23 protein-coding genes are annotated in these 21,077 nt (G+C 72.9%); 8 read left to right on the top strand and 15 right to left on the bottom strand.

Annotated elements, in window-relative coordinates; all coding sequences use genetic code 11:
• Window positions 1-18 precede the first annotated feature (18 nt).
• From ACFZDL_RS06555 to ACFZDL_RS06565, 3 genes are all read right to left on the bottom strand, one after another.
• Window positions 19-1,023 carry a hemolysin family protein gene (locus tag ACFZDL_RS06555; RefSeq protein WP_353593180.1) on the bottom strand — a complete coding sequence of 335 codons (1,005 nt, stop codon included), beginning with the start codon at window positions 1,021-1,023 and terminating at the stop codon, window positions 19-21.
• Window positions 1,020-2,483, bottom strand: a complete 1,464-nt coding sequence (locus tag ACFZDL_RS06560; RefSeq protein WP_353593181.1) for a hemolysin family protein — start codon at window positions 2,481-2,483, stop codon at window positions 1,020-1,022. Before ACFZDL_RS06560 ends, ACFZDL_RS06555 begins: the two co-directional genes overlap by 4 nt.
• Before the next feature lie 142 nt (window positions 2,484-2,625).
• Window positions 2,626-3,057: a GNAT family N-acetyltransferase gene (locus tag ACFZDL_RS06565; RefSeq protein ID WP_353593182.1), complete on the bottom strand. Its 432-nt coding sequence runs from the start codon at window positions 3,055-3,057 to the stop codon at window positions 2,626-2,628.
• A 108-nt stretch (window positions 3,058-3,165) separates the two neighbouring features.
• On the opposite strand from ACFZDL_RS06565, the gene ACFZDL_RS06570 reads away from it, so the two are divergent.
• From ACFZDL_RS06570 to ACFZDL_RS06580, 3 genes are all read left to right on the top strand, one after another.
• On the top strand, window positions 3,166-3,393 hold the full coding sequence (locus ACFZDL_RS06570; protein WP_353593183.1) for an antitoxin: 228 nt from the start codon (window positions 3,166-3,168) through the stop codon (window positions 3,391-3,393).
• Complete coding sequence (locus ACFZDL_RS06575; protein ID WP_353593184.1) at window positions 3,390-3,761, top strand: fic family toxin-antitoxin system, toxin component; 372 nt, start codon at window positions 3,390-3,392, stop codon at window positions 3,759-3,761. The genes ACFZDL_RS06570 and ACFZDL_RS06575 overlap by 4 nt, the downstream gene beginning before the upstream one ends.
• A gap of 67 nt (window positions 3,762-3,828) precedes the next feature.
• The gene (locus tag ACFZDL_RS06580; RefSeq protein WP_353593185.1) at window positions 3,829-6,468 is read left to right on the top strand and encodes a glycoside hydrolase family 3 N-terminal domain-containing protein; all 2,640 of its coding nucleotides are present in this window, start codon (window positions 3,829-3,831) and stop codon (window positions 6,466-6,468) included.
• A 71-nt stretch (window positions 6,469-6,539) separates the two neighbouring features.
• On the opposite strand, the gene bioD is transcribed toward ACFZDL_RS06580, so the two are convergent.
• Together bioD and ACFZDL_RS06590 are read right to left on the bottom strand one after the other, a co-directional pair.
• The gene (bioD, locus tag ACFZDL_RS06585) at window positions 6,540-7,253 is read right to left on the bottom strand and encodes a dethiobiotin synthase (protein WP_353593186.1); all 714 of its coding nucleotides are present in this window, start codon (window positions 7,251-7,253) and stop codon (window positions 6,540-6,542) included.
• A 118-nt stretch (window positions 7,254-7,371) separates the two neighbouring features.
• Entirely contained in the window at window positions 7,372-8,166 is a 795-nt protein-coding gene (locus tag ACFZDL_RS06590; protein ID WP_353593187.1) for an SDR family oxidoreductase, read from the bottom strand.
• Between the two features lie 100 nt (window positions 8,167-8,266).
• On the opposite strand from ACFZDL_RS06590, the gene ACFZDL_RS06595 reads away from it, so the two are divergent.
• Window positions 8,267-8,896, top strand: a complete 630-nt coding sequence (locus tag ACFZDL_RS06595) for a TetR family transcriptional regulator (protein WP_353593188.1) — start codon at window positions 8,267-8,269, stop codon at window positions 8,894-8,896.
• 60 nt (window positions 8,897-8,956) lie between these two features.
• Here the strand turns inward: ACFZDL_RS06595 and ACFZDL_RS06600 are convergent, their stop codons facing one another.
• Window positions 8,957-10,273, bottom strand: coding sequence for an adenosylmethionine--8-amino-7-oxononanoate transaminase (locus ACFZDL_RS06600; RefSeq protein WP_353593189.1), 1,317 nt, complete (start codon window positions 10,271-10,273; stop codon window positions 8,957-8,959).
• On the bottom strand, window positions 10,266-11,525 hold the full coding sequence (gene bioB / locus ACFZDL_RS06605) for a biotin synthase BioB (RefSeq protein WP_353593190.1): 1,260 nt from the start codon (window positions 11,523-11,525) through the stop codon (window positions 10,266-10,268). Before bioB ends, ACFZDL_RS06600 begins: the two co-directional genes overlap by 8 nt.
• Before the next feature lie 192 nt (window positions 11,526-11,717).
• On the opposite strand from bioB, the gene ACFZDL_RS06610 reads away from it, so the two are divergent.
• A complete protein-coding gene (locus tag ACFZDL_RS06610; RefSeq protein WP_353593191.1) occupies window positions 11,718-12,947 on the top strand; it encodes an 8-amino-7-oxononanoate synthase in 1,230 nt (409 codons plus the stop codon).
• Window positions 12,948-12,956: 9 nt separating this feature from the next.
• Here ACFZDL_RS06610 and ACFZDL_RS06615 read toward each other — a convergent pair whose 3' ends face one another.
• Both ACFZDL_RS06615 and ACFZDL_RS06620 read right to left on the bottom strand, forming a co-directional pair.
• Entirely contained in the window at window positions 12,957-13,214 is a 258-nt protein-coding gene (locus ACFZDL_RS06615; protein ID WP_353593192.1) for a DUF397 domain-containing protein, read from the bottom strand.
• A 9-nt stretch (window positions 13,215-13,223) separates the two neighbouring features.
• A complete protein-coding gene (locus ACFZDL_RS06620) occupies window positions 13,224-14,093 on the bottom strand; it encodes a helix-turn-helix transcriptional regulator (RefSeq protein WP_353593193.1) in 870 nt (289 codons plus the stop codon).
• A 248-nt stretch (window positions 14,094-14,341) separates the two neighbouring features.
• Here ACFZDL_RS06620 and ACFZDL_RS06625 point away from each other — a divergent pair, with 248 nt between their 5' ends.
• Window positions 14,342-14,770: an ATP-binding protein gene (locus ACFZDL_RS06625; RefSeq protein ID WP_353593194.1), complete on the top strand. Its 429-nt coding sequence runs from the start codon at window positions 14,342-14,344 to the stop codon at window positions 14,768-14,770.
• Window positions 14,771-14,836: 66 nt separating this feature from the next.
• On the opposite strand, the gene ACFZDL_RS06630 is transcribed toward ACFZDL_RS06625, so the two are convergent.
• The 5 genes from ACFZDL_RS06630 to ACFZDL_RS06650 all read right to left on the bottom strand — a co-directional run bounded on the left by ACFZDL_RS06630 (window position 14,837) and on the right by ACFZDL_RS06650 (window position 18,374).
• Complete coding sequence (locus ACFZDL_RS06630; RefSeq protein ID WP_353593195.1) at window positions 14,837-16,042, bottom strand: hypothetical protein; 1,206 nt, start codon at window positions 16,040-16,042, stop codon at window positions 14,837-14,839.
• Between the two features lie 72 nt (window positions 16,043-16,114).
• Window positions 16,115-16,513 (bottom strand): VOC family protein, encoded by a 399-nt coding sequence (locus ACFZDL_RS06635; protein ID WP_353593196.1) that lies wholly within the window; start codon window positions 16,511-16,513, stop codon window positions 16,115-16,117.
• An 85-nt stretch (window positions 16,514-16,598) separates the two neighbouring features.
• Window positions 16,599-17,072 (bottom strand): C40 family peptidase, encoded by a 474-nt coding sequence (locus ACFZDL_RS06640; RefSeq protein WP_353593197.1) that lies wholly within the window; start codon window positions 17,070-17,072, stop codon window positions 16,599-16,601.
• A gap of 351 nt (window positions 17,073-17,423) precedes the next feature.
• Window positions 17,424-17,732 carry a hypothetical protein gene (locus tag ACFZDL_RS06645; RefSeq protein WP_353593198.1) on the bottom strand — a complete coding sequence of 103 codons (309 nt, stop codon included), beginning with the start codon at window positions 17,730-17,732 and terminating at the stop codon, window positions 17,424-17,426.
• Between the two features lie 6 nt (window positions 17,733-17,738).
• Window positions 17,739-18,374 carry an ATP-dependent Clp protease proteolytic subunit gene (locus tag ACFZDL_RS06650; protein ID WP_353593199.1) on the bottom strand — a complete coding sequence of 212 codons (636 nt, stop codon included), beginning with the start codon at window positions 18,372-18,374 and terminating at the stop codon, window positions 17,739-17,741.
• A gap of 85 nt (window positions 18,375-18,459) precedes the next feature.
• On the opposite strand from ACFZDL_RS06650, the gene ACFZDL_RS06655 reads away from it, so the two are divergent.
• Complete coding sequence (locus ACFZDL_RS06655) at window positions 18,460-18,798, top strand: type II toxin-antitoxin system Phd/YefM family antitoxin (protein WP_353593200.1); 339 nt, start codon at window positions 18,460-18,462, stop codon at window positions 18,796-18,798.
• 119 nt (window positions 18,799-18,917) lie between these two features.
• Window positions 18,918-19,424, top strand: a complete 507-nt coding sequence (locus ACFZDL_RS06660) for a MarR family transcriptional regulator (protein WP_353593201.1) — start codon at window positions 18,918-18,920, stop codon at window positions 19,422-19,424.
• A gap of 179 nt (window positions 19,425-19,603) precedes the next feature.
• Here ACFZDL_RS06660 and ACFZDL_RS06665 read toward each other — a convergent pair whose 3' ends face one another.
• Entirely contained in the window at window positions 19,604-20,797 is a 1,194-nt protein-coding gene (locus ACFZDL_RS06665) for a PP2C family protein-serine/threonine phosphatase (protein ID WP_353593202.1), read from the bottom strand.
• Window positions 20,798-21,077: the final 280 nt, after the last annotated feature.

The following is a 21,077-nucleotide window of genomic DNA, read 5'->3' on the forward strand; positions in this document are numbered from 1 at the left end:
GGGCCGCCGGGCCTCGCGTCAGGCGACCAGTTCGCGCAGTACGTCCTCCATGGTGACCAGGCCTTCCAGGCGTCCCTCGGGTCCGCTGACGGCGGCGAGGTGGGTCCGGCTGTCGCGCATCGCGGTCAGCACGTCGTCCAGCGCCGTCTGGGACCGGACCCGGGCGATCGGGCGCAGCTGATCGAGGCGGAACGGCAGGTCGCGCGGGCGGGCGTCCAGCGCGTCCTTGACGTGCAGATAGCCCAGGATGCGCCCGGAGTCGTCGACCACCGGGAAGCGTGAGAACCCGGACGCGGCCGCCATCCGCTCCAGCTCCTCGGGCGTCACCCCGAGCCGGGCGGAGACCACCTGCCGCAGCGGCAGCACGACATCGCGCACCCTGCGGCGACCCAGTTCGAGAGCGTCCCGCAGCCGTTCGATGGCCCGGTCGTCCAGCAGCCCGGCCTCGCCGGAGTCCACGACCACCCGGGCCAGTTCGTCGTCGGAGAAGGTCGCCGCCACCTCGCCCTTGGGCTCCACCCGCGCCAGCTTCAGCAGGGCGTTCGCGAAGGCGTTGACGGCGAAGATCACCGGGCGCAGCCCGCGCGCCAGGGCGACCAGCGGCGGGCCCAGCAGCAGCGCCGTGCGCACCGGCTCGGCCAGCGCCACGTTCTTGGGCACCATCTCGCCGAACAGCATGTGCAGATACGTCGCCGCGGTCAGCGCGATCACGAACGCGACCGGGTGGACCAGCTCCAGGGGCAGCCCGACCGCGTGGAAGACCGGCTCCAGCAGATGCGCGATGGCCGGTTCCGCGACGGCGCCCAGCACCAGCGTGCACAGCGTGATGCCCAGCTGGGCCGCGGCGAGCAGCGCGGAGACGTGCTCCAGGCCCCACAGCACGGCATGGGCCCGCCGGTCGCCCTGCTCGGCGCGCGGCTCTATCTGGGCGCGCCGCACCGAGATGAGGGCGAATTCGGCGCCGACGAAGAAGGCGTTGACGACCAGCGTCAGCAGGCCGATCAGCAGCTGCAGCAGGGTCATCGGGCCGCCCCCTCGCCGTCCCCGCCCCGCCCGGCCTGCCCGCCGTGCCTGGTGTCCCCGCCCCGCCCGGTCTCCCTGCCGTGCCTCGTGTGCCCGCCCCGCCCGGCCTCCCTTCCGCGCCTGGTGTGTCCACCGCGCCCGGCCTCCCCGGCGTACGGCAGCGGCGCCCGCAGCCGGACCCGCGCCGCCCGGTGGCCGGAGTCGTCGACCACCTCGACGTCCCAGCCCGCCACCTCCAGGGCGTCGCCCCGCACCGGGATACGGCCGAGCTCGGTGGCCACCAGCCCGGCCAGCGTCTCGTACGGGCCGTGCGGCACCCGCATCCCCAGCGCCTCCAGCTGGTCGACGCGCGCCGCGCCGTCCGCGTCGTACAGGATCCGGCCCTCCGCGTCCGAGCCGACCGGGGCCAGGTCGGGCTTCTCGTGCGGGTCGTGCTCGTCGCGGACCTCGCCGACCACCTCCTCGACGATGTCCTCCAGGGTGACGACCCCGGCGGTGCCGCCGTACTCGTCGATGACCACGGCCATGCTGCGCTCCCCCGAGAGCCGGTCGAGGACCCGGTCCACGGTGAGTGACGTGGGGACGAGCAGCGGCTCGCGCATCAGCTCCGACACCGGGTGGCGCATCCGTTCCTCGGCGGGGATGGCCAGTACGTCCTTGATGTGGGCGGTGCCGACGACCGTGTCCAGGCTGCCGCGGTAGACGGGGAAGCGGGACAGGCCCGTGGCGCGGGTGGCGTTGGCGACGTCCTCGGTGGTGGCCCGTACGTCCAGGGCGATGACCTGCACCCGCGGGGTCATCACGTTCTCCGCGGTCAGCTCCCGCAGGTTCAGGGTCCGTACGAACAGCTCGGCGGTGTCCGCCTCCAGGGCCCCCTCCCGGGCGGAGTGCCGGGCCAGCGCGACCAGCTCCTGCGGGCTTCGCGCCGAGGCCAGCTCCTCGGCCGGCTCCAGGCCGATCCGGCGCACCGTGCGGTTGGCGGTGTTGTTGAGATGGGCGATGAACGGGCGGAAGGCGGAGCTGAAGGCGCGCTGCGGGGCGGCGACGGTCCGGGCGACGGGCAGCGGGCGCGAGATGGCCCAGTTCTTCGGGACCAGCTCACCGACGACCATCAGCACCACCGTCGACAGAGCCGTCCCGACCACCAGCGCGACCGAGCGCACGGCGGAGTCCGGCACGCCCATCGCCCGGAGCGGACCCGCCAGCAGCGCGGCGACGGACGGCTCGGCGAGCATGCCGACCACCAGATTGGTGACGGTGATGCCGAGCTGGGCGCCGGAGAGCTGGAAGGTCAGGCTGCGCACGGCCTTCAGCGCGCTGCCCGCGCCCCGCTCCCCGCGCTCGGCCGCCCGCTCGAGCTCGCTGCGCTCGACGGTCGTCAGGGAGAATTCCGCCGCGACGAACCCGCCGCAGGCGAGGGCCAGCAGGATCGCCACGGCCAGGAGGATCACTTCGGTCATCGGTTCACCCCTGTCTGTCCCCATGGTCCAGCAGGGACGGGAGGAGTGCGCGATGTCGGCCGGCGGAACGCGTCGCCTGTGGCCGAGGAGCCGCGGTCCCGGCCGAGGAGCCCCGGTGTCGGCCGAGGAGCCGCGGTGTCGGCTAGTGGGCGGGATCCAGCGGCTTGACCCAGCGGCTCCACTCCGGCTGCGGCGCGTAGCCCGCCGCTCGCCACGCGTGGTGGGCCAGTGCGTTGTGGTCGAGCACCATCGCGTCGCCGCGCCGCCCGCCGAGCGCGGCGAACCGCTCCTCGGCCGCCTGGAGGAGGGCGGTCCCCACGCCCTGGCGCCGGTGGGCGGGGTGCACGGCGAGCCGGTAGAGATGGCAGCGCCAGCCGTCGAAGCCCGCGATCACGGTCCCGGCGAGCTCGCCGCCCCGCTCGGCCAGCAGCAGCGCCTCGGGGTCGCGGTCCAGCAGACGGGCCACGCCGTCCCGGTCGTCGCTGATGCTGGTGCCCTCGGCCGCCTCCTTCCAGAAGGCCAGCACGGTATCGAGGTCCGCGGGCGCGGCGGCCCGTATCACGAGATCGTTCATGGCGGGATCCCATCACCGCCGGGGGCGCGGCGTCGATCGAATTGGCTCCGGTCCCGCGATACGAGACCCGGCTTGTGGACGCTAGCGGATAAGCGCTAGCGTGAGGCTGTGGCGAAGACACAGCTGAACGTCCGGGTCGACGAGGCCACCGCGGAGGTGGCGCGGGAGCGCGCGCTGCAGCGGGGCATGAGCATGAACCGCTACATCGAAGAGCTCGTCCGCAAGGACGCCGGAGAGGTGGGCCATACCTTCGTGGAGGCGGCCGCCGACTTCATGAAGCAGTACCGGACCGTATTCGACGAGGAGTTCGGCAAGGAGGGCGAGGCGCGCCCTTGAATGTGCGGATCGACCTCGCCTGGCTGTTGATGGTCGCCGAGCGCAGCACCCCCGGAGACCCGCAGGTCACCGACTACGGCGCACTGGTCGCCGCCGTCAGCCGACATGAAGCCGAGATATTCGGCACCCCCGTCTACACCGACCCGCAGACCCGGGCGGCCGCCCTGCTGCAGCTGCTTCTGCTGGTGCCCGCCCTGGAGCGTTCGAACGCGCTGTTCGCGTCGGCCGTCGCGTACGCCTATCTCATCGCCAGCGGGCTGAGGATCGCCATCAGCCCCGAGCGCGTCCGCGACCTGGCCCGCTTGGTCAAGGACGGCACCGCCGACGTCCACGCCATCGCCGCCGAGCTGCGCAGCTGGAGCGAGTGAGCGGCGCGCCGCCGCGATCGGGGCGGCACGTCGGCCAGGATCTGTGCATGCAGCCGAAGGAGCCGCGATGCCAGGTCAGCGAAGGCAGTGGAGAGCGACGAGACACAGAGGACTGTACGGAAGGCTCGGGTGCGGGGCGGCGTCATTCGTCGCCGCGGCGGTCGTCGCCGCGTTACCGCCCCTTGCGGGAGGGGCCGCGACCGCGGCCGACGAGCCGCCGCCCGCCCCCGCGGACCGGTTCGCGCTCGACGGGGTCGAGCTGTACGGGAAGGCCGACGGCTCGCCCAAGGCACAGGTGATCACGGACGCGGCCGTCCACCCGGTCAAGGAGGGCGCGACCGCCCGGGTCAGGATCTCCGTCGCCACCACCGGCTCCGTGCCGATCGACGAACCCGTCACCGTCGACTACACCACCGAAGGGGGCGGCGGCTCCGCCACCTCCGGCGAGGACTACCGGCCCGCCCAGGGCAGTGTGACCTTCCCGGCCGGCACCGCCCCCGGCACCTCGCGCGCCGTCGAGGTGGCGACCGCGAGCGGCGGCGGCGCCGAACCGGCCGAGACCATCCCGCTCCGGCTCACCGTCTCCGGCGCCAAGGCCCCCGCCGAGACGCCGCGGATCGTGATCGACGCGCACGGCCTGCCGTACCTCGACCCCGAGCTCCCCGTGCAGCGGCGCGTGAAGGACCTGCTCTCCCGGATGTCGCTCGAGGAGAAGGCCGGGCAGATGACCCAGGCCGAGCGCAACGCGCTCACCACGCCGGGCGACATCGCCGAGTACGGCCTCGGCTCCCTGCTGTCCGGCGGCGGCTCGGTGCCCACCCCCAACACCCCGGACGCCTGGGCGCGGATGGTGGACGCCTTCCAACTGCGCGCCCAGGCCACCCGCTTCCAGATCCCGCTGGTCTACGGGGTGGACGCGGTCCACGGCCACAACAACCTCGCCGGGGCGACGATCATGCCGCACAACATCGGCCTCGGCGCGACCCGCGACCCCGAGCTGGCCGAGAAGACCGGTGCGGTGACCGCCTCCGAGGTGCGGGCCACCGGTGTCCCCTGGGACTTCTCGCCCTGCCTGTGCGTATCGCGCGACGAGCGGTGGGGGCGGGCGTACGAGTCCTTCGGCGAGGACCCGGCGCTGGTCACGGCCATGGAGACGGTCATCAAGGGCATGCAGGGCTCGCCGGGCGGCGGGGATCTCGACCGCCGCGACAAGGTGCTGACCACCGCCAAGCACTTCGTGGGGGACGGCGGCACCGAGTTCGGCTCCTCGACCACCGGTGGCTACACCATCGACCAGGGCGTCACCAAGGTCACCCGCGAGGAGCTGGAGAAGATCCACCTGGCGCCGTTCCGGGAGGCCGTGGACCGCGGGGTGGGCACGGTCATGCCCTCGTACTCCTCGCTCGACATCCTCGGCGACGGGCAGGCGCCGCTGAAGACGCACGCCGACGGGGCGATGATCAACGGTGTGCTCAAGGACCGGATGGGCTTCAAGGGCTTCGTCATCAGCGACTGGCAGGCCATCGACCAGATCCCCGGCGACTACCCGAGCGACGTCCGCACCTCGGTGAACGCCGGAGTGGACATGATCATGGTGCCCACGGCGTACGCGGACTTCCACACCACACTCGTCGACGAGGTGAAGGCCGGCCGGATCAGCAGGGCCCGGATCGACGACGCGGTCTCCCGCATCCTGACGGCCAAGTTCCGGCTCGGCCTCTTCGAGAAGCGGTACGCCGATACCGCCGACCTCGACCGGATCGGCTCGGCACAGCATCGGGCCGTCGCCCGCGCGGCGGCCGCGAAGTCGCAGGTGCTGCTGAAGAACGACGGCGGGGTGCTGCCCCTCAAGCCCTCCCGGAAGGTGTACGTCGCCGGCTCCAACGCCGACGACCTCGGCAACCAGACCGGCGGCTGGACCATCACCTGGCAGGGCTCCTCCGGCCGGCACACCGAGGGCACCACGATCCTGGAGGGCCTGCGGAAGGCGCATGCGCCGACCGGGGGGTCCGGGGGCTCCGCCGTCACCTACTCCAAGGACGCCTCCGCCCCGACGGACGGCTACGACGTCGGGGTCGTGGTCGTCGGCGAGACCCCGTACGCCGAGGGGGTGGGAGACGTCGGCAACGGCCATGACCTGCGGCTGTCCGACGCCGACCAGGCGGCGGTGGACACGGTGTGCGGCGCCATGAAGTGCGCGGTGCTGATCGTCTCCGGGCGTCCCCAGCTCATCGGCGACCGGCTCGGGGACATCGACGCCCTCGTCGCGTCCTGGCTCCCCGGCACGGAGGGCGACGGCGTCGCGGACGTCCTCTACGGCAAGCGGCCCTTCACCGGTCAGCTGCCGGTGACCTGGCCCAGGTCCGAGGCGCAGCTGCCGATCAACGTGGGCGACGCGGCGTACGACCCGCAGTACCCGTACGGATGGGGGCTGACGACCTCGGCCCGTGAGCCCGGTGCGGACGGCGCGAGGCGCCTCGCGGAGCTGACCGCCGAGGCGAAGGCCGCCCGGAAGGCGGGGCGCGGGGACGCGGGGGAGCGGCGTGCGATCGTGACGGCCGCGCGGCTCCTCGTCCAGGACCGGGTCGGCCAGAAGATCACCCCGGCGGTGGCGAAACCCTTCGCCGAGGCGGACCACCTGCTGCTCGGCGGGGATGTGGTGGGGGCGCTGCGGAAGTTGACGGCGGCCTACCGCGCCGCGGAGTGAGGGCGCGGGGCTGAGCCGACGGGGCGCACGCGACCATCGCGTGCGCCCCGCTGCCGCATGGTCAACGCGGGTCAGCCCTGCGCCGCGGCGAACCGCTCCGCGCTCCAGGTCCCGTCGAGCGCGGGCGCGAGCCAGCCGGGGGCCGCGGCGCGGAAGTCGGCGGGCGGAAGGGCCGCCGCGCCCTGGGGGAGGGCGCCCAGCAGCGGGGCGCCCGCCGCCTCCGCCAGTTCCGCGAGGTTGCAGCGGTCCGCGAGGTCCGGGGCCGTGGGCCAGCTGCCGATCACGACGCCCGGGCAGTCCAGGCCCCGGGCGCGCAGGGCCTCCGCCGTCAGGGTGGTCGTGTTGAGCGTCCCCAGGCCCGCCTGGACGACGACCAGCACGGGGGCGCCCAGCAGCCGCGCCGCGTCCGCGAGCGTGCCGCCCTCCTCGTCGAACCGCACCAGCAGCCCGCCCGCGCCCTCCACGAGCACCAGATCGTGCTCGGCGGCCAGCTTCCCCGCCGCCTCGGCCACCTCGTACGGCCGCACCGCGGCCCGACCGGCCCGCCGGGCGGCCGTGGCCGGGGCCAACGGGTCCGGGTACCGCGCGAGTTCGGCCTGCGCGACCGCCCCCGCAAGCCGAGCCACCTCCGCCGCGTCCCCCGGCTCATCCGCCCGGACCCCGGTCTGCGCGGGCTTGAGCACCGCCACGGACCGGCCGGCGGCCAGCGCGGTGGCGGCGACGGCCGCGGTGGTGACGGTCTTGCCGATTTCGGTGCCGGTGCCGGTGACCACGAGTACGGGCATGGGGCGCGCCTTTCGTTGCGGTGTGCGGGTGGAGCGGTTCGTTCCCGGAGCCGTGCCGGTACCGCTCCGGGAACGAACGGTAACGGCCGGGGCCCGGGAACGGACCGCACGGCCGGGATCAGGCGAGGGTTTCGCCGCCGTCGACGGTGATGATCTGGCCGGTGACGTAGTTGTTGGCCATGAGGAAGAGGGCCGAGGCGGCGGCTTCCTCGGCGGTGCCGAAGCGGCCGAGGGGAGCGGACGATCCGGCGGCGGCGACGGCCTCGTCGGAGTCCAGCCCCGGGATCGAGCGCAGCAGGGGGGTGTCGATCCGGCCGTAGCGGACGGTGTTCACGCGCAGCCGTGCGGGGGCGAGCTCCACGGCGAGGGCCTTGGTGAGGGTTTCCAGGGCACCGCCGGCCGACACCAGGGCGGACATTCCGGGAGCCGGGCGGGTCACGAGTATTCCCGAGCTGAACGTGAGCGAGCCTCCCGCGGGAAGCCGGGTCGCCGCCGCGCGTGCGACGGCGAAGGCCCCGCCGACGCGGGAGTTCAAGGCCGTGCGGAAGTCGTCGGCCGACAGCCCGCTCAGGGGGCTGGAGCCGCTGACGCTGCCCGCGGTGACGAGCACATGGTCGACGTGGTCCACCCGGTCGAAGGCCTCGGCGAGGGCCTGCTCGTCGCCGACGTCGCCGGGAACGCCCAGCACGGCGTCCTCGGGAGCCTCGGCCGGGCCCGCGCCCCGCACCCGGGCGACGGCGGCCTTCAGCCGGTCGGGGTCGCGGCCGACCAGCACCACGCGGGCGCCGGCCGAACGCAGCAGGAGGCCCGCCGCCAGCCCGATGCCCGAGCTTCCGCCGATCACGAGGGCGGTCGTGCCGGAGAGGGCGCTCGGCAGCGGCGAACGAACGGGGATGGGAGTCGCAGTGCTCATGGGAGAGCCTTTCCAGGAAATAAACCATCTGGTTGTTTTAGTGCTGCCCCGATCCTGCCGCCTGGGCGGTGAGGAGTCAACTGGATGGTTTAATTCGTGTATGGCCTATGACGCGGAGGACACCAGGCGGCGGATCTTCGACGCCGCTGCTGCCGAGTTCGCCGAGCGCGGCCTGGCGGGGGCCAGGGTGGATCGCATCGCGGCCGCCGCCATGGCCAACAAGCAGGCCATCTATCTGTACTACGGGGGCAAGGAGAAGCTGTTCGCCGCCGTTCTGCGGGCGAAGCTGGAGGAGATCCACTGCGCCCTCTCCATCGACGCCGGCGCGGTGGCCGAGTCGGTCGGGCAGGTCTTCGACTGGTACCAGGAACACCCGGAGCTGATCAGGCTGCTGCTGTGGGAGGCACTGGAGGTGTGCGGCGAAGACGACGAGAGCGAGCGGGAGCGCCGTGACGCCTTCCGCGAGAAGGTGCACCATCTCGTGGACAGCGGGGCGGCCCGCCATCTCGCCGGGGAAGCACGCGTCCGCGCCGCCCAGGACATGCTGTTCACCCTCATGGGGCTGATCTCCTGGAACTTCGCGGTGCCCAGGATGTGCCGCATGGTCCTGGACGAGGAGACCGACCGGGCCGCCCTGGCCCGCCGCCGCGAGACAGTGATCGAAGTCGCCCGCCGGCTCGCCACCGCCCCCGACGCCTCCCGAGCGGGGTCCCGGAGCGGCCCGGGCTGACGCGGGCGCCGGCCGGGGGCCGCCCCGGCCGGCGCCCGCGTCAGGCCGTGTCAGCTCGCGTCAGGCCGCGCGGGCCGCCGCGCGCAGGGCGGCGCAGATGCGGGCCACGTCGTCGTCGCCCGTGATGTACGGCGGCATGGTGTACAGCAGGTCGCGGAACGGCCGCAGCCATACGCCCTCCCGTACCGCCGCGCGGGTCGCCGCCGCCATGCCCGCCTCGTCGAGGGCGTGGTCGAGCTGGACGACGCCGATGGCGCCGAGGACCCGGACGTCGCGGACGCCGGGCAGTCCGGCCGCGGCGGCCAGGCCGTCCCGCAGCCCCGTCTCGATGCGCTTGATCTCCTGCCGCCAGTCGTGGCCGAGCAGCAGGTCGATCGAGGCGAGCGCGACGGCGGTCGCCAGGGGGTTGCCCATGAACGTCGGGCCGTGGGCGAGCACCGGCAGCTCGCCGCGCGAGATGCCGTCCGCCACGCGTGGTGTGCACAGCGTGGCGGCGAGCGTCAGATAGCCGCCGGTGAGCGCCTTGCCCAGGCACATCACATCGGGGCTGACGCCCGCGTGTCCGGCCGCGAAGAGTTCGCCCGTACGGCCGAAGCCCGTTGCGATCTCGTCGAAGACCAGCAGCACGTCGTGCTCGTCGCAGGCCTCGCGCAACACCCGCAGCAGACCGGGGGAGTGGAAGCGCATCCCGCCCGCGCCCTGCACCACCGGTTCGACGATCACCGCGGCCAGCTCATGGGCGTGGCGGGCGACCAGGTCGCGCAGATGTGCCTCGTACGCGGGGTCCGGCGCGGCGTCGAAGCCGGGCGGGGGCGCGTCGGCGAAGAGCTGACGGGGCAGCAGGCCCGACCACAGGTGGTGCATGCCGCCGTCCGGGTCGCACACCGCCATCGGCTGCCAGGTGTCGCCGTGGTAGCCGCCGCGCCAGGTCAGCAGCCGCCGCTTGTCGGGGCGGCCCAGCGAGCGCCAGTACTGCAGGCACATCTTGACCGCGACCTCGACCGAGACCGAGCCGGAGTCGGCGAGGAAGACGTGTTCGAGCGGATCTGGGGTGATCTCCACGAGGCGCGCGGCCAGCCGTACGGCGGGCTCGTGGGTGAGCCCGCCGAACATCACATGGCTCATCCGGTCCAGCTGGCCGCGGGCCGCGTCGTTGAGCACCGGGTGGTTGTAGCCGTGGACGGCGGACCACCACGACGACATCCCGTCGATCAACTCCCGTCGGCCCTCCGCCGGTTCGGCCAGGCGCAGCCGGACCCCGGCGGCCGACTCCACGATCAGCGGGTCCTGGCGGCCGGGCATCGGACCGTACGGATGCCAGACGTGCCGCCGGTCCAGGGCCAGCAGCTCGCCGGGCGTCAGCAGCGGCTCAGGCATTGGGCGGCAGGTCCGTGCCCACGCCACGGCGGCGCACGGCGACCAGGTCGGTGCGGGCACCTGCGGCCGGCGCGCCGACGGGTGCGGCGGCCGACACAGGCTCGGCTTCCGCACCCGCCCCCGCCACGGGCGCCGCGTCGCCGCACGGCGCGCAGCCGCCGCCCGCCGAACCGCAGCCCGCGCCCGCCGCCTCCCCCGCGGAACCGCCGTGCGAACCGCAGCCCGCCCCGGCCGCCGCGAGCGCGTCGGCGCGGTGCGCGGGCAGCGTCGTGGTGTCCGCGCCCTCGACCTCGAAGCCGGCGTCGGCGATCATCGCGAGGTCGTCCTTGCCGGCCTGGCCCTCGGTGGTCAGATAGTCGCCCAGGAAGATGGAGTTGGCCAGGTGCAGCGCGAGCGGCTGCAGCGAGCGCAGGTGGATCTCGCGCCCGCCCGCGAGCCGCACCTCCACGTCCGGGCAGACGAACCGCACCATCGCCAGGATCCGCAGGCAGCGCTGCGGGGTGAGGTGCCACTTCTCGGCGAGCGGGGTGCCCTCGATGGGGATGAGGAAGTTGACGGGGACGGAGTCCGGGTCCAGCTCGCGGAGCGAGAAGACCACGTCGACCAGGTCCTCGTCCGTCTCGCCCATGCCCGCGATCAGCCCGGAGCAGGCGGACATGCCCGCCGCCTGGGCCTGCCGGACGGTCGTCACCCGGTCGGCGTAGGTGTGGGTGGTGGTGATGTCCCCGTAGGTGGCTTCCGAGGTGTTGAGGTTGTGGTTGTACGCGTCGGCGCCCGCCTCCCGCAGCCGCGCCGCCTGCCCGTCGGAGAGCAGGCCGAGACAGGCGCACACCTCGACGTCCTCGTGCTGTTCCTTGATCGCCTGGATGGTCCGGGAGACCCGCTCCACGTCGCGGTCGGTCGGCCCGCGCCCGCTGGCGACCAGACAGACCCGCTTGGCGCCGCCGGAGACCCCCGCGCCCGCCGCGGCCGCCGCCTCCTCGGGCCCCAGCCAGGAGTACTTGAGGATGCCGGTCTGCGAGCCGAGCCGCTGCGAGCAGTACGAGCAGTCCTCGGGGCACAGGCCGGACTTGAGGTTGACCAGATAGTTGAGCTTCACCCGCCGCCCGAACCAGGCGCGGCGCACCTTGCCCGCGGCGGCCACCACGTCGAGCACGTCGTCGTCGGAGGTCGCCAGCACGGCGAGGGCCTCTTCTCGGGTCGGCAGCTCGCGCCGCAGCCCCTTGTCCACCAGCGTCTTCAGCAGCTCCATGGGCCGATCCTGCCCTGACCCCGGGCCCGGGGCAAAGGAGGGACCGCACAACACCACCCGTTCCAGGTGTGTGTATTGCCACACCCTGCCCATGCATGGACGCCGATACGTTCTAGCGGGACCCGACAGTTGGCGCCCGCCGCGCGGCGGAGCCGCCTGTCGATCGAAGCCGACGGAAGGCAGGGACGGCGTATGCCCCAGGACCGCCACGACGATCCGTTCGAGTGGATCGACGAAGCGAGCGAACGGCGCAGCCGCGCCGGGCTCGTCCGCACGCTCACCCCCCGCCCCGCCGACTCCCCGCTGCTCGACCTGGCGGGCAACGACTACCTGGGCCTGGCCCGGCACCCGGAGGTGACGGCCGCGGCCGGCGAGGCGGCGGCCCGCTGGGGGGCCGGCTCGACCGGGTCCCGGCTGGTCACCGGGCATACGGAGCTGCACGCCGCGCTGGAGGCGGAGCTCGCCGCCTTCTGCGGCTTCGAGGCGGCCTTGCTGTTCTCCTCCGGCTACGCGGCGAACCTCGCCGTCGTCACCGCGCTGAGCGGCCGCGATGCCCTGATCCTGTCGGACGCGGGTAACCACGCCTCGCTCATCGACGGTTGCCGGCTGTCCAGGGCCGAGGTCGCCGTCGTCCCGCACGCCGACCCCGAGGCGGTGCGCAAGGCCCTCGACGCGGCCTCTCCGGCAGGGGAGACGGCAGGGGAGACCGCGGCGGAAGCGGCGGCGCAGACACCCCGGGGCGGGGGGCGGCCACGCCGCCGCGCCCTCGTGGTCACCGACTCCGTCTTCTCCGTCGACGGCGACGCCGCACCACTGCCCGCCCTCGCCGCCGCCTGCCGCGCGTACGGCGCGGCCCTGGTCGTCGACGACGCGCATGGCTTCGGGGTGCTCGGCGACGGCGGGCGCGGCGCGCCGCAGGGCGCCGGGCTCGCGGGGGCGCCCGACGTGGTCGTGACCGTGACGCTCTCGAAGGCGCTGGGCAGCCAGGGCGGGGCCGTCCTGGGACCGGCCCGGGTGATCGAACACCTGGTCAACTCCGCCCGTACGTTCATCTTCGACACCGGTCTCAACCCGGCCGCCGTGGGCGCCGCCCTGGCGAGTCTGCGCCTGCTGCGCCGTGAGCCGGAGCGCGCGATCCGCGCCCGCGCGTTGGCCACCGGGCTCTACGAACGGCTCACCGCCGCGGGGCTGAGTGCGGTGCGGCCCGACGCGTCGGTGGTGTCGGTGCGGGCCCCCTCGCCCGAGCGGGCGGTGCGGTGGGCCGTGGACTGCCGCGCGTCCGGGCTGGCCGTCGGCTGTTTCCGCCCGCCGTCCGTCACGGACGGGATCTCCCGGGTGCGGCTGACGGTCCGGGCGGATCTGACCGATCAGCAGATCGAGGAGGCGGCCGACACGGTCGTACGGACCGCGCCGACCGCCTGACGGCTCAGCTCAGCTTTCGCGTGGGCGCGTGGCCGCGCCGGTGTCGAACGCGCTGTCGCAAAGCGCGTCGACGAACGTGATCCAGACCTCCGGGGCGAACAGCAACGCGGGACCGGCCGTGTTCTTGGAGTCCCGGACGGCCAGCAGGCCGGGCGGGAGCGAGGCCGTCTCGACGCAGTTGTTCATTCCGGTGCTGTAGCTGCTGCGTCGCCATTGCGCATCGCGCAGTGCCGAATCGCAGGGTAGGGACCAGGACGTTGTGGACATGGTGCCCCCTCAGGCGCCGCCCCCGATTTTTGTGATGAAGGTCAACGATTCCTTGACGGTCAGGGCGTTGGTCCGCAGCGTGTCGAACGCAGCGCTGTACGCCCGGAGGTCTTCTTTCCGCTCCAGGTAGAGGCTACTCGTCAAGTGGTCGAGAACTACAACGTCGAGATCAGTAATGTGCGAAAAGGAAAAAATAATGAAAGGACCGGTGATGCCAATGGGCATTCCGGCCGAGAACGGCAGCACCTGCAGCTGCACCTGCGGCAGCGCCGCCACCTCGGCCAGATGCCGCAGCTGACCCGCCATCACCCCGGGCCCGCCCACCTCGCGCCGCAGCGCCGCCTCGTCGAGCACCGCGTGCAGCCGCAGCGGCCGCGCACCGCGCAGCACCGACTGACGCGCGATCCGCACCTCCACCAGCGTGTCCACCTGCGGCTGGGGCAGATCCGGCAGCGCCGCCCGGGTCACCGCCCGCGCGTAGTCCGGGGTCTGCAGCAGGCCCGGCACCACCGTGGTCTCCAGCGTGTACGCGGCCGAGGCCTCCGACTCCAGACTGATGAAGTCCCGGTAGGCGGGCGGCAGCAGATCGCGGTAGGCGTACCACCAGCCGCGCCGCGACCCCTCGGGATCCGACGCGCCCCCACCGCACAACGCCTCCAGCAGGGCGCGCAGCTCGGGGTCCGCGACCTCGTAGACATCCAGCAGCCGCGCCACATCGGACGGTCTCGCGCCGCTGCTCCCGGTCTCCAGCCGGCTCACCTTCGACTGGTGCCAGCCCACCCGGCGCGCGGCCTCGCCGCTGGTGAGTCCGGCCAGATCGCGCAGACGGCGGAGTTCCGCACCGAGCTTGCGGCGGCGCACCGCAGGGCCGTACCGCATGACATCCCCTTTCGGTATTCCCTCGAATTCCCGGTCGCCAGTGTGCCGTCCAAATCCGGTCTTCCGTAGCAGAGTTCACCGTTTCGAGCGACAGATATATGCATAACTCGGTGGATCGCACCCGTTGTGCGGTCGATCGATGGCACTCTGACGCTAGAGCCGCCGGGGCTGCCCACGACTTCACTGGCTTGGCATTACCACTCCTACGCGCCCACAGCCGCGCCCCGGCGGGAAGGGACAGGGTCGCCATGGCTGACCACCACGAAGCATCCGTCACTCTGCCGAGCGCGCCGGTGTCGGTGACCGCGGCACGAAGATATGTGACGAGCGTGCTGACCGATTGGGGTCTGCCGACGGACGCGGAGACCGTCGGCATCGTACGGCTCGTCGTCTCCGAACTGGCCACCAACGCGGTCCAGCACACGATGGGCCAGTCGCCCACCTTCACCGTGGATCTGCGGCTGGAGCGCGAGGAGCGGCTGAGCATCGGCGTCACCGACAGCCATCCCAGGTGGCCCAAACGGCTGCCGCCCGCGACCCACCAGGACAACGGCCGGGGGCTGCTGATCATCCGGTCGCTGGCCGCGGAGTCGGGCGGCGAGGTGTCCGTCATCCCGACGCCCGAGGGCGGGAAAACCGTCTGGATCGCGCTGCCCTGGACCGTCCCCGTGGGCTGAGCGGCCGCCCTTGCGGGGTGCCGCGACGGCTCGACGCGCGCGGGCTCGCGGCGACGGTGCGCAGGCTCACAGGACGCGCTTGACGCGCCCCGTGGCGCCGCGGGCCTCGGCCAGCTCCCGTATGCGCCCGAACACCGGCCCGGCCGCCGGGCTGATCAGATAGTGCGGCATATCGCCGCGCTCGATCACACCGTACGGACTGGTGCCCATGAGGTACGAGGAGTAGAGGATCAGCCCGTCGGGCCGCCGCATGTCGACGGCCAGCGCCGAGAACCCGGGGAACTCGTCCGTCTGGTACACCCTCAGCCCCTCGGCCTCGGCGCCGTAGCGCTCCTTGAACCGGCCGAACCGCTCCAGCGAATCCTTGATCTTCCTCGTCATGTCCTCCTGGTACTGCCGCGCCAGCGTGGCCGCGGCGTCCGAGGACGGATCCAGCAGAAAGCAGCTGTAGACGCCGCCCCGGCGCAGCAGGCCGAGGACCGCGTCGCGATAGCGGGCCGGGCGCTCGGTGGTGACCAGCCGGCTGGAGGAGGTGCGCAGCGCCGTGCCCATGTCGAGGACCTCCTCGGACGCCGCGTCCAGCAGCCGCGCCTTCTCCTGTGAGCTCGGCCGCTCGGGATACGCGTGGACCGCGGTGCCCCCCTCCAGCCCGCGGCTCGCCAGCCACGCCTTGGCCGCCTGCTGCGGGCCGCCGTCCCCGGCCATCAGATAGACGCGCTTGCCCTCATGGCTCCCCACGGGCGCGAACCGCTCCGCGTACGGTCCCGCGGTGCGGTACACGTCCTCCGAGATCGCCAGGCAGTCCCGGGGGGTCGCCTTCTCCAGGTGGGCGGCCAGATTGATGTCGGGGGAGTGGATGGTGCCGGTCCGGCCCTCGCCGGTGTGCTGGATCGTCCCCTTGTGCACGGCCATCCGAAGATGCAGCTCGCCGCCCACACCCGCCCGCGCGAACTCGTCACGCAGATGGGCCAGATCCAGGGTGAGGAAGGTCCTGGCGGCCTCCAGCGCGACATCGCGGGCCACGCTCTCGCTGTCGTCGTGGACGGCGAAGAACCCGCCGTCGCCCCGCCAGCTCCACACCTCGCTGCGGGCACAGCGGCGCTCCGCCGCCAGCTGTGCGAGCCGGCTGCGCATCCGCTCGCGCAGCAGGTCGAAGGCGTGGGCGGCGCGGTCTCTCGGGTTCGACAGGACGATCGTCGAATATCCGGCCGTGTCGATGAAGACCAGATACACATGGTCGTAGGTCCGGTCCGCCTGGAACTGCTCGGTCACCACAAGCCCCCTCCTGCTGCCGACACCGGGCCACGCTACGCGCGTTGGCACCGGTGTCGAAGACGTCGCGCGTCACATCGGTTCCACCAGGCCACGCTCGACGGCGCTGCGCTCGACGCAGAACTCGTTTCCCTCCGGGTCCACCATCACCACCCAGCCGAGCCCGTCCTCCGTGCGCCGGTCGTCGACGACCTTCGCGCCCAGCGCGAGCAGCCGCTCCACCTCGGCGTCCCGCGTGCCCGAGGGCGGCTGGATGTCGAGGTGGACGCGGTTCTTGATCTGTTTGGAGTCCGGCACCCGGATGAACAGCAGGCCCGGGACGCCGGTCTGCTGCGAGGAGATCAGCACGTCGTCGTCGTCCGGCGCGGAGTCCTCCAGCGCATACCCGGTCAGGGCGGACCAGAACTGCGCCAGGGCGTACGGATCATGGGCGTCGAAGGTGATGTTCCGGACCGGGTTCAGATACGACATAGGATCCCTCACGGTGATGCACGGATTTCCCCGACCCCGCCAACGTACCGGCGCCCACTGACAGCCAGGCCCTCCTGCCTCCGTGTCAGCGCACCTTGCCGTACCGGACCTTCTTGGTCCAGATGCGCTCCAGCCGCACCACGGTCCCCGGCTTGGGCGCATGCCAGATCCGGCCGCGCCCCGCGTACAGGCCCACGTGGTAGACGCTGCCCCCGGAGTGGAAGAACACCAGGTCGCCGCCGTGGCGGGAGGCGGCCTTGATATGGCGGGTGCGGTTGTACTGGGCGGAGGCCGTACGCGGCAGCCGCTTCCCGGCCCGCTTGTACGCGTACTGGGTCAGGCCCGAGCAGTCGAAGCGGCTGGGGCCGGCGGCCCCGTACGTGTACGGGGCCCCCTTCTTCGACGCGGCGACCTGCAGGGCCTTCGCGGCGGCGGAGGCCGCCGCGGCCTGCTGCGGGACGCCGGGCCCCGCTACGGGGCCGCCGACCGCGGCGACGGTCAGGGCCGAGACGGCGCCGGCCCGGGATACGGCCGCGGGGACTCGTATGTGCGCATTCATCGCGCACCCCCTTCGTCTGCCGGGGCCCGCCCGGCCCAGGCCGGCCAGGCGCCCGGCGTGCGGCGGGTCCTGTCGTCCTTGGGATGGTGCGGCAGTCCGGCCCGGCCGCCGAGCCGGGAGGGGAATCCGTGAAGTCCTTCGCGATGCGTCCATCCAGGTGAAGGACCTGCCCGCCGCGCGTTCCGCCGCCACCGCGCCCTTGGTGAATCCGCCGCCGTGCCCGGGCCCCGGCGGGTCTGTGCCCGGACCGCCGCGCCCGCCCCGCGCAAGCCGGGGCGCCGGGGGCGCCGGGGGCGGATTGCGCCGTCCGGGTGAGTGGCGGCGCGGAGAGCCGGATGGGGTCAGGGCGCGTCAGGGTGTGGGCGCGGGGGGAAGCGTGACGCGCTCGGCGCGCCGCTCCCCGTCCAGCACCCGCAGGGCCCGCTCCAGGGTCGAGGTGTGCAGCCGGCTCTCACCCCGCTCGTGCATCAGCGCCAGCGCGTCCCGCAGGGCGGTGGCCTTCCCCACCAGGGCCTGGGCGGCCCGCAGCCCGGCGTAGGTGTCGCTGCCGCGGGCCGGGTTGATCCGGCCGAGCAGGTCGACCACGTCCAGATAGCCGTCCAGCAGCGCGCCCTCCGCGCGGGTGAGCGCGGGCAGCGGGGGCAGTTCGGGTGGCAGCACGGCCGCTCACCTCGCGCCGCGCGGCGCCTGCGGCCGCTTGCGGCTCTGGGTGAGCCGGTCCACGAGCCCGTACGCCACCGCGCCCTCGGCGTCGAAGACCTTGTCGCGCTCGATGTCGGCGCTGATGCGCTCGGCGGTCTGTCCGGTGTGCCGCACCAGCAGCTCCTCCAGGAGGGCGCGGGTGCGCAGCATCTCCTCGGCCTGGAGCTCCAGGTCGGAGGTCGTGCCCTGGATGGGCTCGCTGAACGAGGGCTGGTGGATGAGCACCCGCGCGCCCGGCAGCGCGAAGCGCTTGCCCGGGGCCCCGGCGGCGAGCAGCACGGCGGCCGCGGAGGCCGCCTGGCCCAGGCAGACCGTCTCGATGTCGCAGGTGACGAAGCGCATGGTGTCGTAGATCGCCGTCATGGCGGAGAACGAGCCGCCGGGCGAGTTGATGTAGAGCGAGATGTCCTGGTCGGGCCCGGCGTGCTCGAGGTGGATGAGCTGTGCGATCACGTCGTTGGCCGAGGTGTCGTCGATCGGGCTGCCCAGGAAGACGATGCGCTCGGACAGCAGCTTGGAGTACGGGTCCATGGTGCGCACCCCGGAGCTGGTGCGCTCGGTGAACTCGGGCAGGACGTAGCGCGCGGTCGGGCGTTCCATCGCGTCACCTCTCGGTGTCAGGAGACAGGGCAAACGACGACCTGTAAAAAATGTACAGGACGTACATCTCGTTATGATGGGGAGCATGGCCTACGAGATTCCGGTGACGCAAGCCCGAGCAGAGCTCGCCGAACTGATCAACCGCGTTGTGTACGGCGGCGAGCGCGTGGTCGTGACCCGGCACGGAAAACCGCTCGTGGCCCTGGTCTCCGCCGATGACCTGCGGCGACTGGAGGAGCTCGAGCAGGCCGCGGCGGGTGCCGAAGAGCAGCAGGTGATCAGCACGGTCTCGGCCGTGCGCCCGGGGATGTCCGCTCCCGGCGAACGGCGGCGGTTCGGCATCGCGGCGGAGCACCATGGCGACATCGCGGCGGAACATCGCGGCCCGGGCGCCGGCGGCCGGCGCCCGGGCCGCGAGGGGTGACCGGGGGAGGGTCCTCACCACCCGCCGGGGCGGGCGGCGGGCCGGAGATATGGTGGCAGCGGGAGCAAGGCGCACGGCCGGCGCCAAGGGCCGACAACGCTGATTCGGAGTGCACTGTTATGGGCGTGAATCCGGCACCCTCGCACCGCCGGTCCCGCGAGGCCGCTCACATGGCCTGCGAGGTGATCGAACTGCTCGAGGTCCTGTGGGAGCGGGGACGGGACGCCGTCTCGTCCTCTCCCGTATCGGCGTCGCAGCTACGGGTGTTGTACAGCCTGGACCGCGAGGGGGGCATCAACCTCCGTACCCTCGGTGAGCTTTTGGGGTCGGCTCCTTCGTCGGTGAGCAGGCTGTGCGACCGGTTGCAGGCTCTCGGCTTCGTGGAGCGCGCGCCCAGCCCGGTCAGCCGGCGGGAGCTGGAGATCCGCCTGACCGGCCACGGCAAGGCGTATCTGCTCGAGCTGCGGGCCCGGCGGGAGGAAGTCCTGTTGGCCGCCATAGCGACCATGACCCCGACCGCCCGCAAGGCGCTGCTGGAAGGGCTCAAGGGGTTCCGCGGTGCGGTGGAGGAGACCGCCACCGTCCGGCGGCGGGACGCGGAGGACAGTACGGTGCGGCTGGCCTGAGACTTCCGCCCCGTGCTGGTGCGAGCGCCCCCACGCCCGATGCGCCACCGTCCACCCCTCATGTGTCACAGGCCGCCGCCTGAAGCGCGCCGGAGCAGCCCCCGGCGCGGAACGAGCCTCCCTAGAATGTTGTCACTCGGTCACAGTTGTCAAATGGCAATGATCGGCCTGCTCGGCCGTCACCCCGCTGACCCCGCTTGTCCGTCGCCTTCCCGTCCGTACCAGTCGAGGCAGACCACCAGGGCGTCGTCGTCGAGCGGCGTGTCACCGCGGAAGCCCGCCAGTTCGCGCAGGACCGCCTGCGGCACCTGGGTCGGCGGCAGCAGCCTGGTGTTGCCCAGGGCGCGGACCAGCGCCCGCTCCGCATAGCGCTCACCCGCCGGGGACACCGCGTCGTACAACCCGTCACTGCCGAACAGCAGGCGGTCGCCGGAGCGGACCGTGAAGTGCTCGGCGACGTAGACGGTGTCCTCGAACATGCCGAGCGGCAGCTGGGCGTCGAACCGGACGGACTCGACGGTGCGGTCCCGCTGGCGCCACAGGCGGGGCGACCCGGCGTCCACGACCTCCACCTCCCCGGTCGCGAAGTGGAAGCGCAGCAGCAGCATCGACACATAGGCGGCGCCCCGGTAGTGGGCGTAGACCGCCTGGTCGGCGAGGCTGGCCTGGTCGACGAGGTCCAGTCCCGCGCGCCTGGCGTTGCGCAGGGCGTTGACGGCCAGATTGGTCAGCAGCGCCGCCTCGATGCCCTCGCCCATGCCGTTGGTGACGGTCAGGGTCAGGTGATCGGCCGAGGCGGACCAGTCGAAGTTGTCGCCGAAGATGGCGTACGCCGGCTCGAGGTGGGCTCCGAGGGAGAACTCCGGGCGGGTGCAGGAATGGCCGGGCAGCAACTGCCACTGAAGTTCGGCGGCGAGGGTCAGCCGGGTGGCCCGCCGGGCCAGGAGGTAGAGGTCGGTGTCGCGCCCCGCCACCAGGATCTCGTGGCCGAGCGCTTCGCAGATCGACTGCAGGTCCTGAAGGGATGCCTGGTGCAAGGCGTCGGCGGGCAGCCGCACCGACAGGACGCCCATGCGGTCGCCGCGGATCGTCATCGGCAGATGCACATCCGCCGAGCCCCGGGTGGTGTCCTCGATGACGCGCGGCTCCTGTGACCCGAAGGCGCGGCCCTGGGGGCTGCCGTGGACGGGCACCGGCTCCGCGTCGTCGGGTCCGGACCCCACGACCTGGAGCGATCGCATGCCGTAGTCCACCAGGCGCAGTTCGACCCGTTCGGCGCCGTACCGCTCCGTCAGGGCAGTCGTGACGACATCGAGCAGGGCATGGGGTGCGGCTGTGCGCAGAGCCCGCTCGACCGTAGCAATATTGTCCACATCGTCCTGCTTCTCGAATGCGCCGGGACCGCGGCGGCCACGGGCCGGCGTGCTCTTGCCGCGCCGACATGCGACGAACGGTGCGGTCGCGACGGATGGACCGTCGCGACCCCCGAGTGATCGTCACGCCGCATTCTATGCACCACGAGGACAACAATTGTCTTACGACAAATATTGCGATAACCAGGAGCCCGGGCGGGTGACAGCGGCCCGGACCCGGTGGCCCGTGCCGTCGGGCAATTGATTGGATGGGGCGGCAGCGGCCGCCTCCAGGGTGCCC

It is taken from the genome of Streptomyces sp. NPDC007917 (assembly GCF_042959105.1).
Taxonomy (GTDB): Bacteria; Actinomycetota; Actinomycetes; order Streptomycetales; family Streptomycetaceae; genus Streptomyces.

Bases quoted from the DNA above. Each gene is read 5' to 3' on its own strand.
- ACFZDL_RS06555 (WP_353593180.1), bottom strand. From the start codon at position 1,023: ATGACCCTGCTGCAGCTGCTGATCGGCCTGCTGACGCTGGTCGTCAAC.
- ACFZDL_RS06660 (WP_353593201.1), top strand. From the start codon at position 18,918: ATGGGCGTGAATCCGGCACCCTCGCACCGCCGGTCCCGCGAGGCCGCT.
- ACFZDL_RS06565 (WP_353593182.1), bottom strand. From the start codon at position 3,057: ATGAACGATCTCGTGATACGGGCCGCCGCGCCCGCGGACCTCGATACC.
- bioB (WP_353593190.1), bottom strand. From the start codon at position 11,525: ATGGAGCTGCTGAAGACGCTGGTGGACAAGGGGCTGCGGCGCGAGCTG.
- ACFZDL_RS06610 (WP_353593191.1), top strand. From the start codon at position 11,718: ATGCCCCAGGACCGCCACGACGATCCGTTCGAGTGGATCGACGAAGCG.
- ACFZDL_RS06655 (WP_353593200.1), top strand. From the start codon at position 18,460: ATGGCCTACGAGATTCCGGTGACGCAAGCCCGAGCAGAGCTCGCCGAA.
- ACFZDL_RS06615 (WP_353593192.1), bottom strand. From the start codon at position 13,214: ATGTCCACAACGTCCTGGTCCCTACCCTGCGATTCGGCACTGCGCGAT.
- ACFZDL_RS06595 (WP_353593188.1), top strand. From the start codon at position 8,267: ATGGCCTATGACGCGGAGGACACCAGGCGGCGGATCTTCGACGCCGCT.
- ACFZDL_RS06560 (WP_353593181.1), bottom strand. From the start codon at position 2,483: ATGACCGAAGTGATCCTCCTGGCCGTGGCGATCCTGCTGGCCCTCGCC.
- ACFZDL_RS06600 (WP_353593189.1), bottom strand. From the start codon at position 10,273: ATGCCTGAGCCGCTGCTGACGCCCGGCGAGCTGCTGGCCCTGGACCGG.
- ACFZDL_RS06650 (WP_353593199.1), bottom strand. From the start codon at position 18,374: ATGGAACGCCCGACCGCGCGCTACGTCCTGCCCGAGTTCACCGAGCGC.
- ACFZDL_RS06635 (WP_353593196.1), bottom strand. From the start codon at position 16,513: ATGTCGTATCTGAACCCGGTCCGGAACATCACCTTCGACGCCCATGAT.
- ACFZDL_RS06580 (WP_353593185.1), top strand. From the start codon at position 3,829: ATGCCAGGTCAGCGAAGGCAGTGGAGAGCGACGAGACACAGAGGACTG.
- ACFZDL_RS06620 (WP_353593193.1), bottom strand. From the start codon at position 14,093: ATGCGGTACGGCCCTGCGGTGCGCCGCCGCAAGCTCGGTGCGGAACTC.
- ACFZDL_RS06590 (WP_353593187.1), bottom strand. From the start codon at position 8,166: ATGAGCACTGCGACTCCCATCCCCGTTCGTTCGCCGCTGCCGAGCGCC.
- ACFZDL_RS06640 (WP_353593197.1), bottom strand. From the start codon at position 17,072: ATGAATGCGCACATACGAGTCCCCGCGGCCGTATCCCGGGCCGGCGCC.
- ACFZDL_RS06625 (WP_353593194.1), top strand. From the start codon at position 14,342: ATGGCTGACCACCACGAAGCATCCGTCACTCTGCCGAGCGCGCCGGTG.
- bioD (WP_353593186.1), bottom strand. From the start codon at position 7,253: ATGCCCGTACTCGTGGTCACCGGCACCGGCACCGAAATCGGCAAGACC.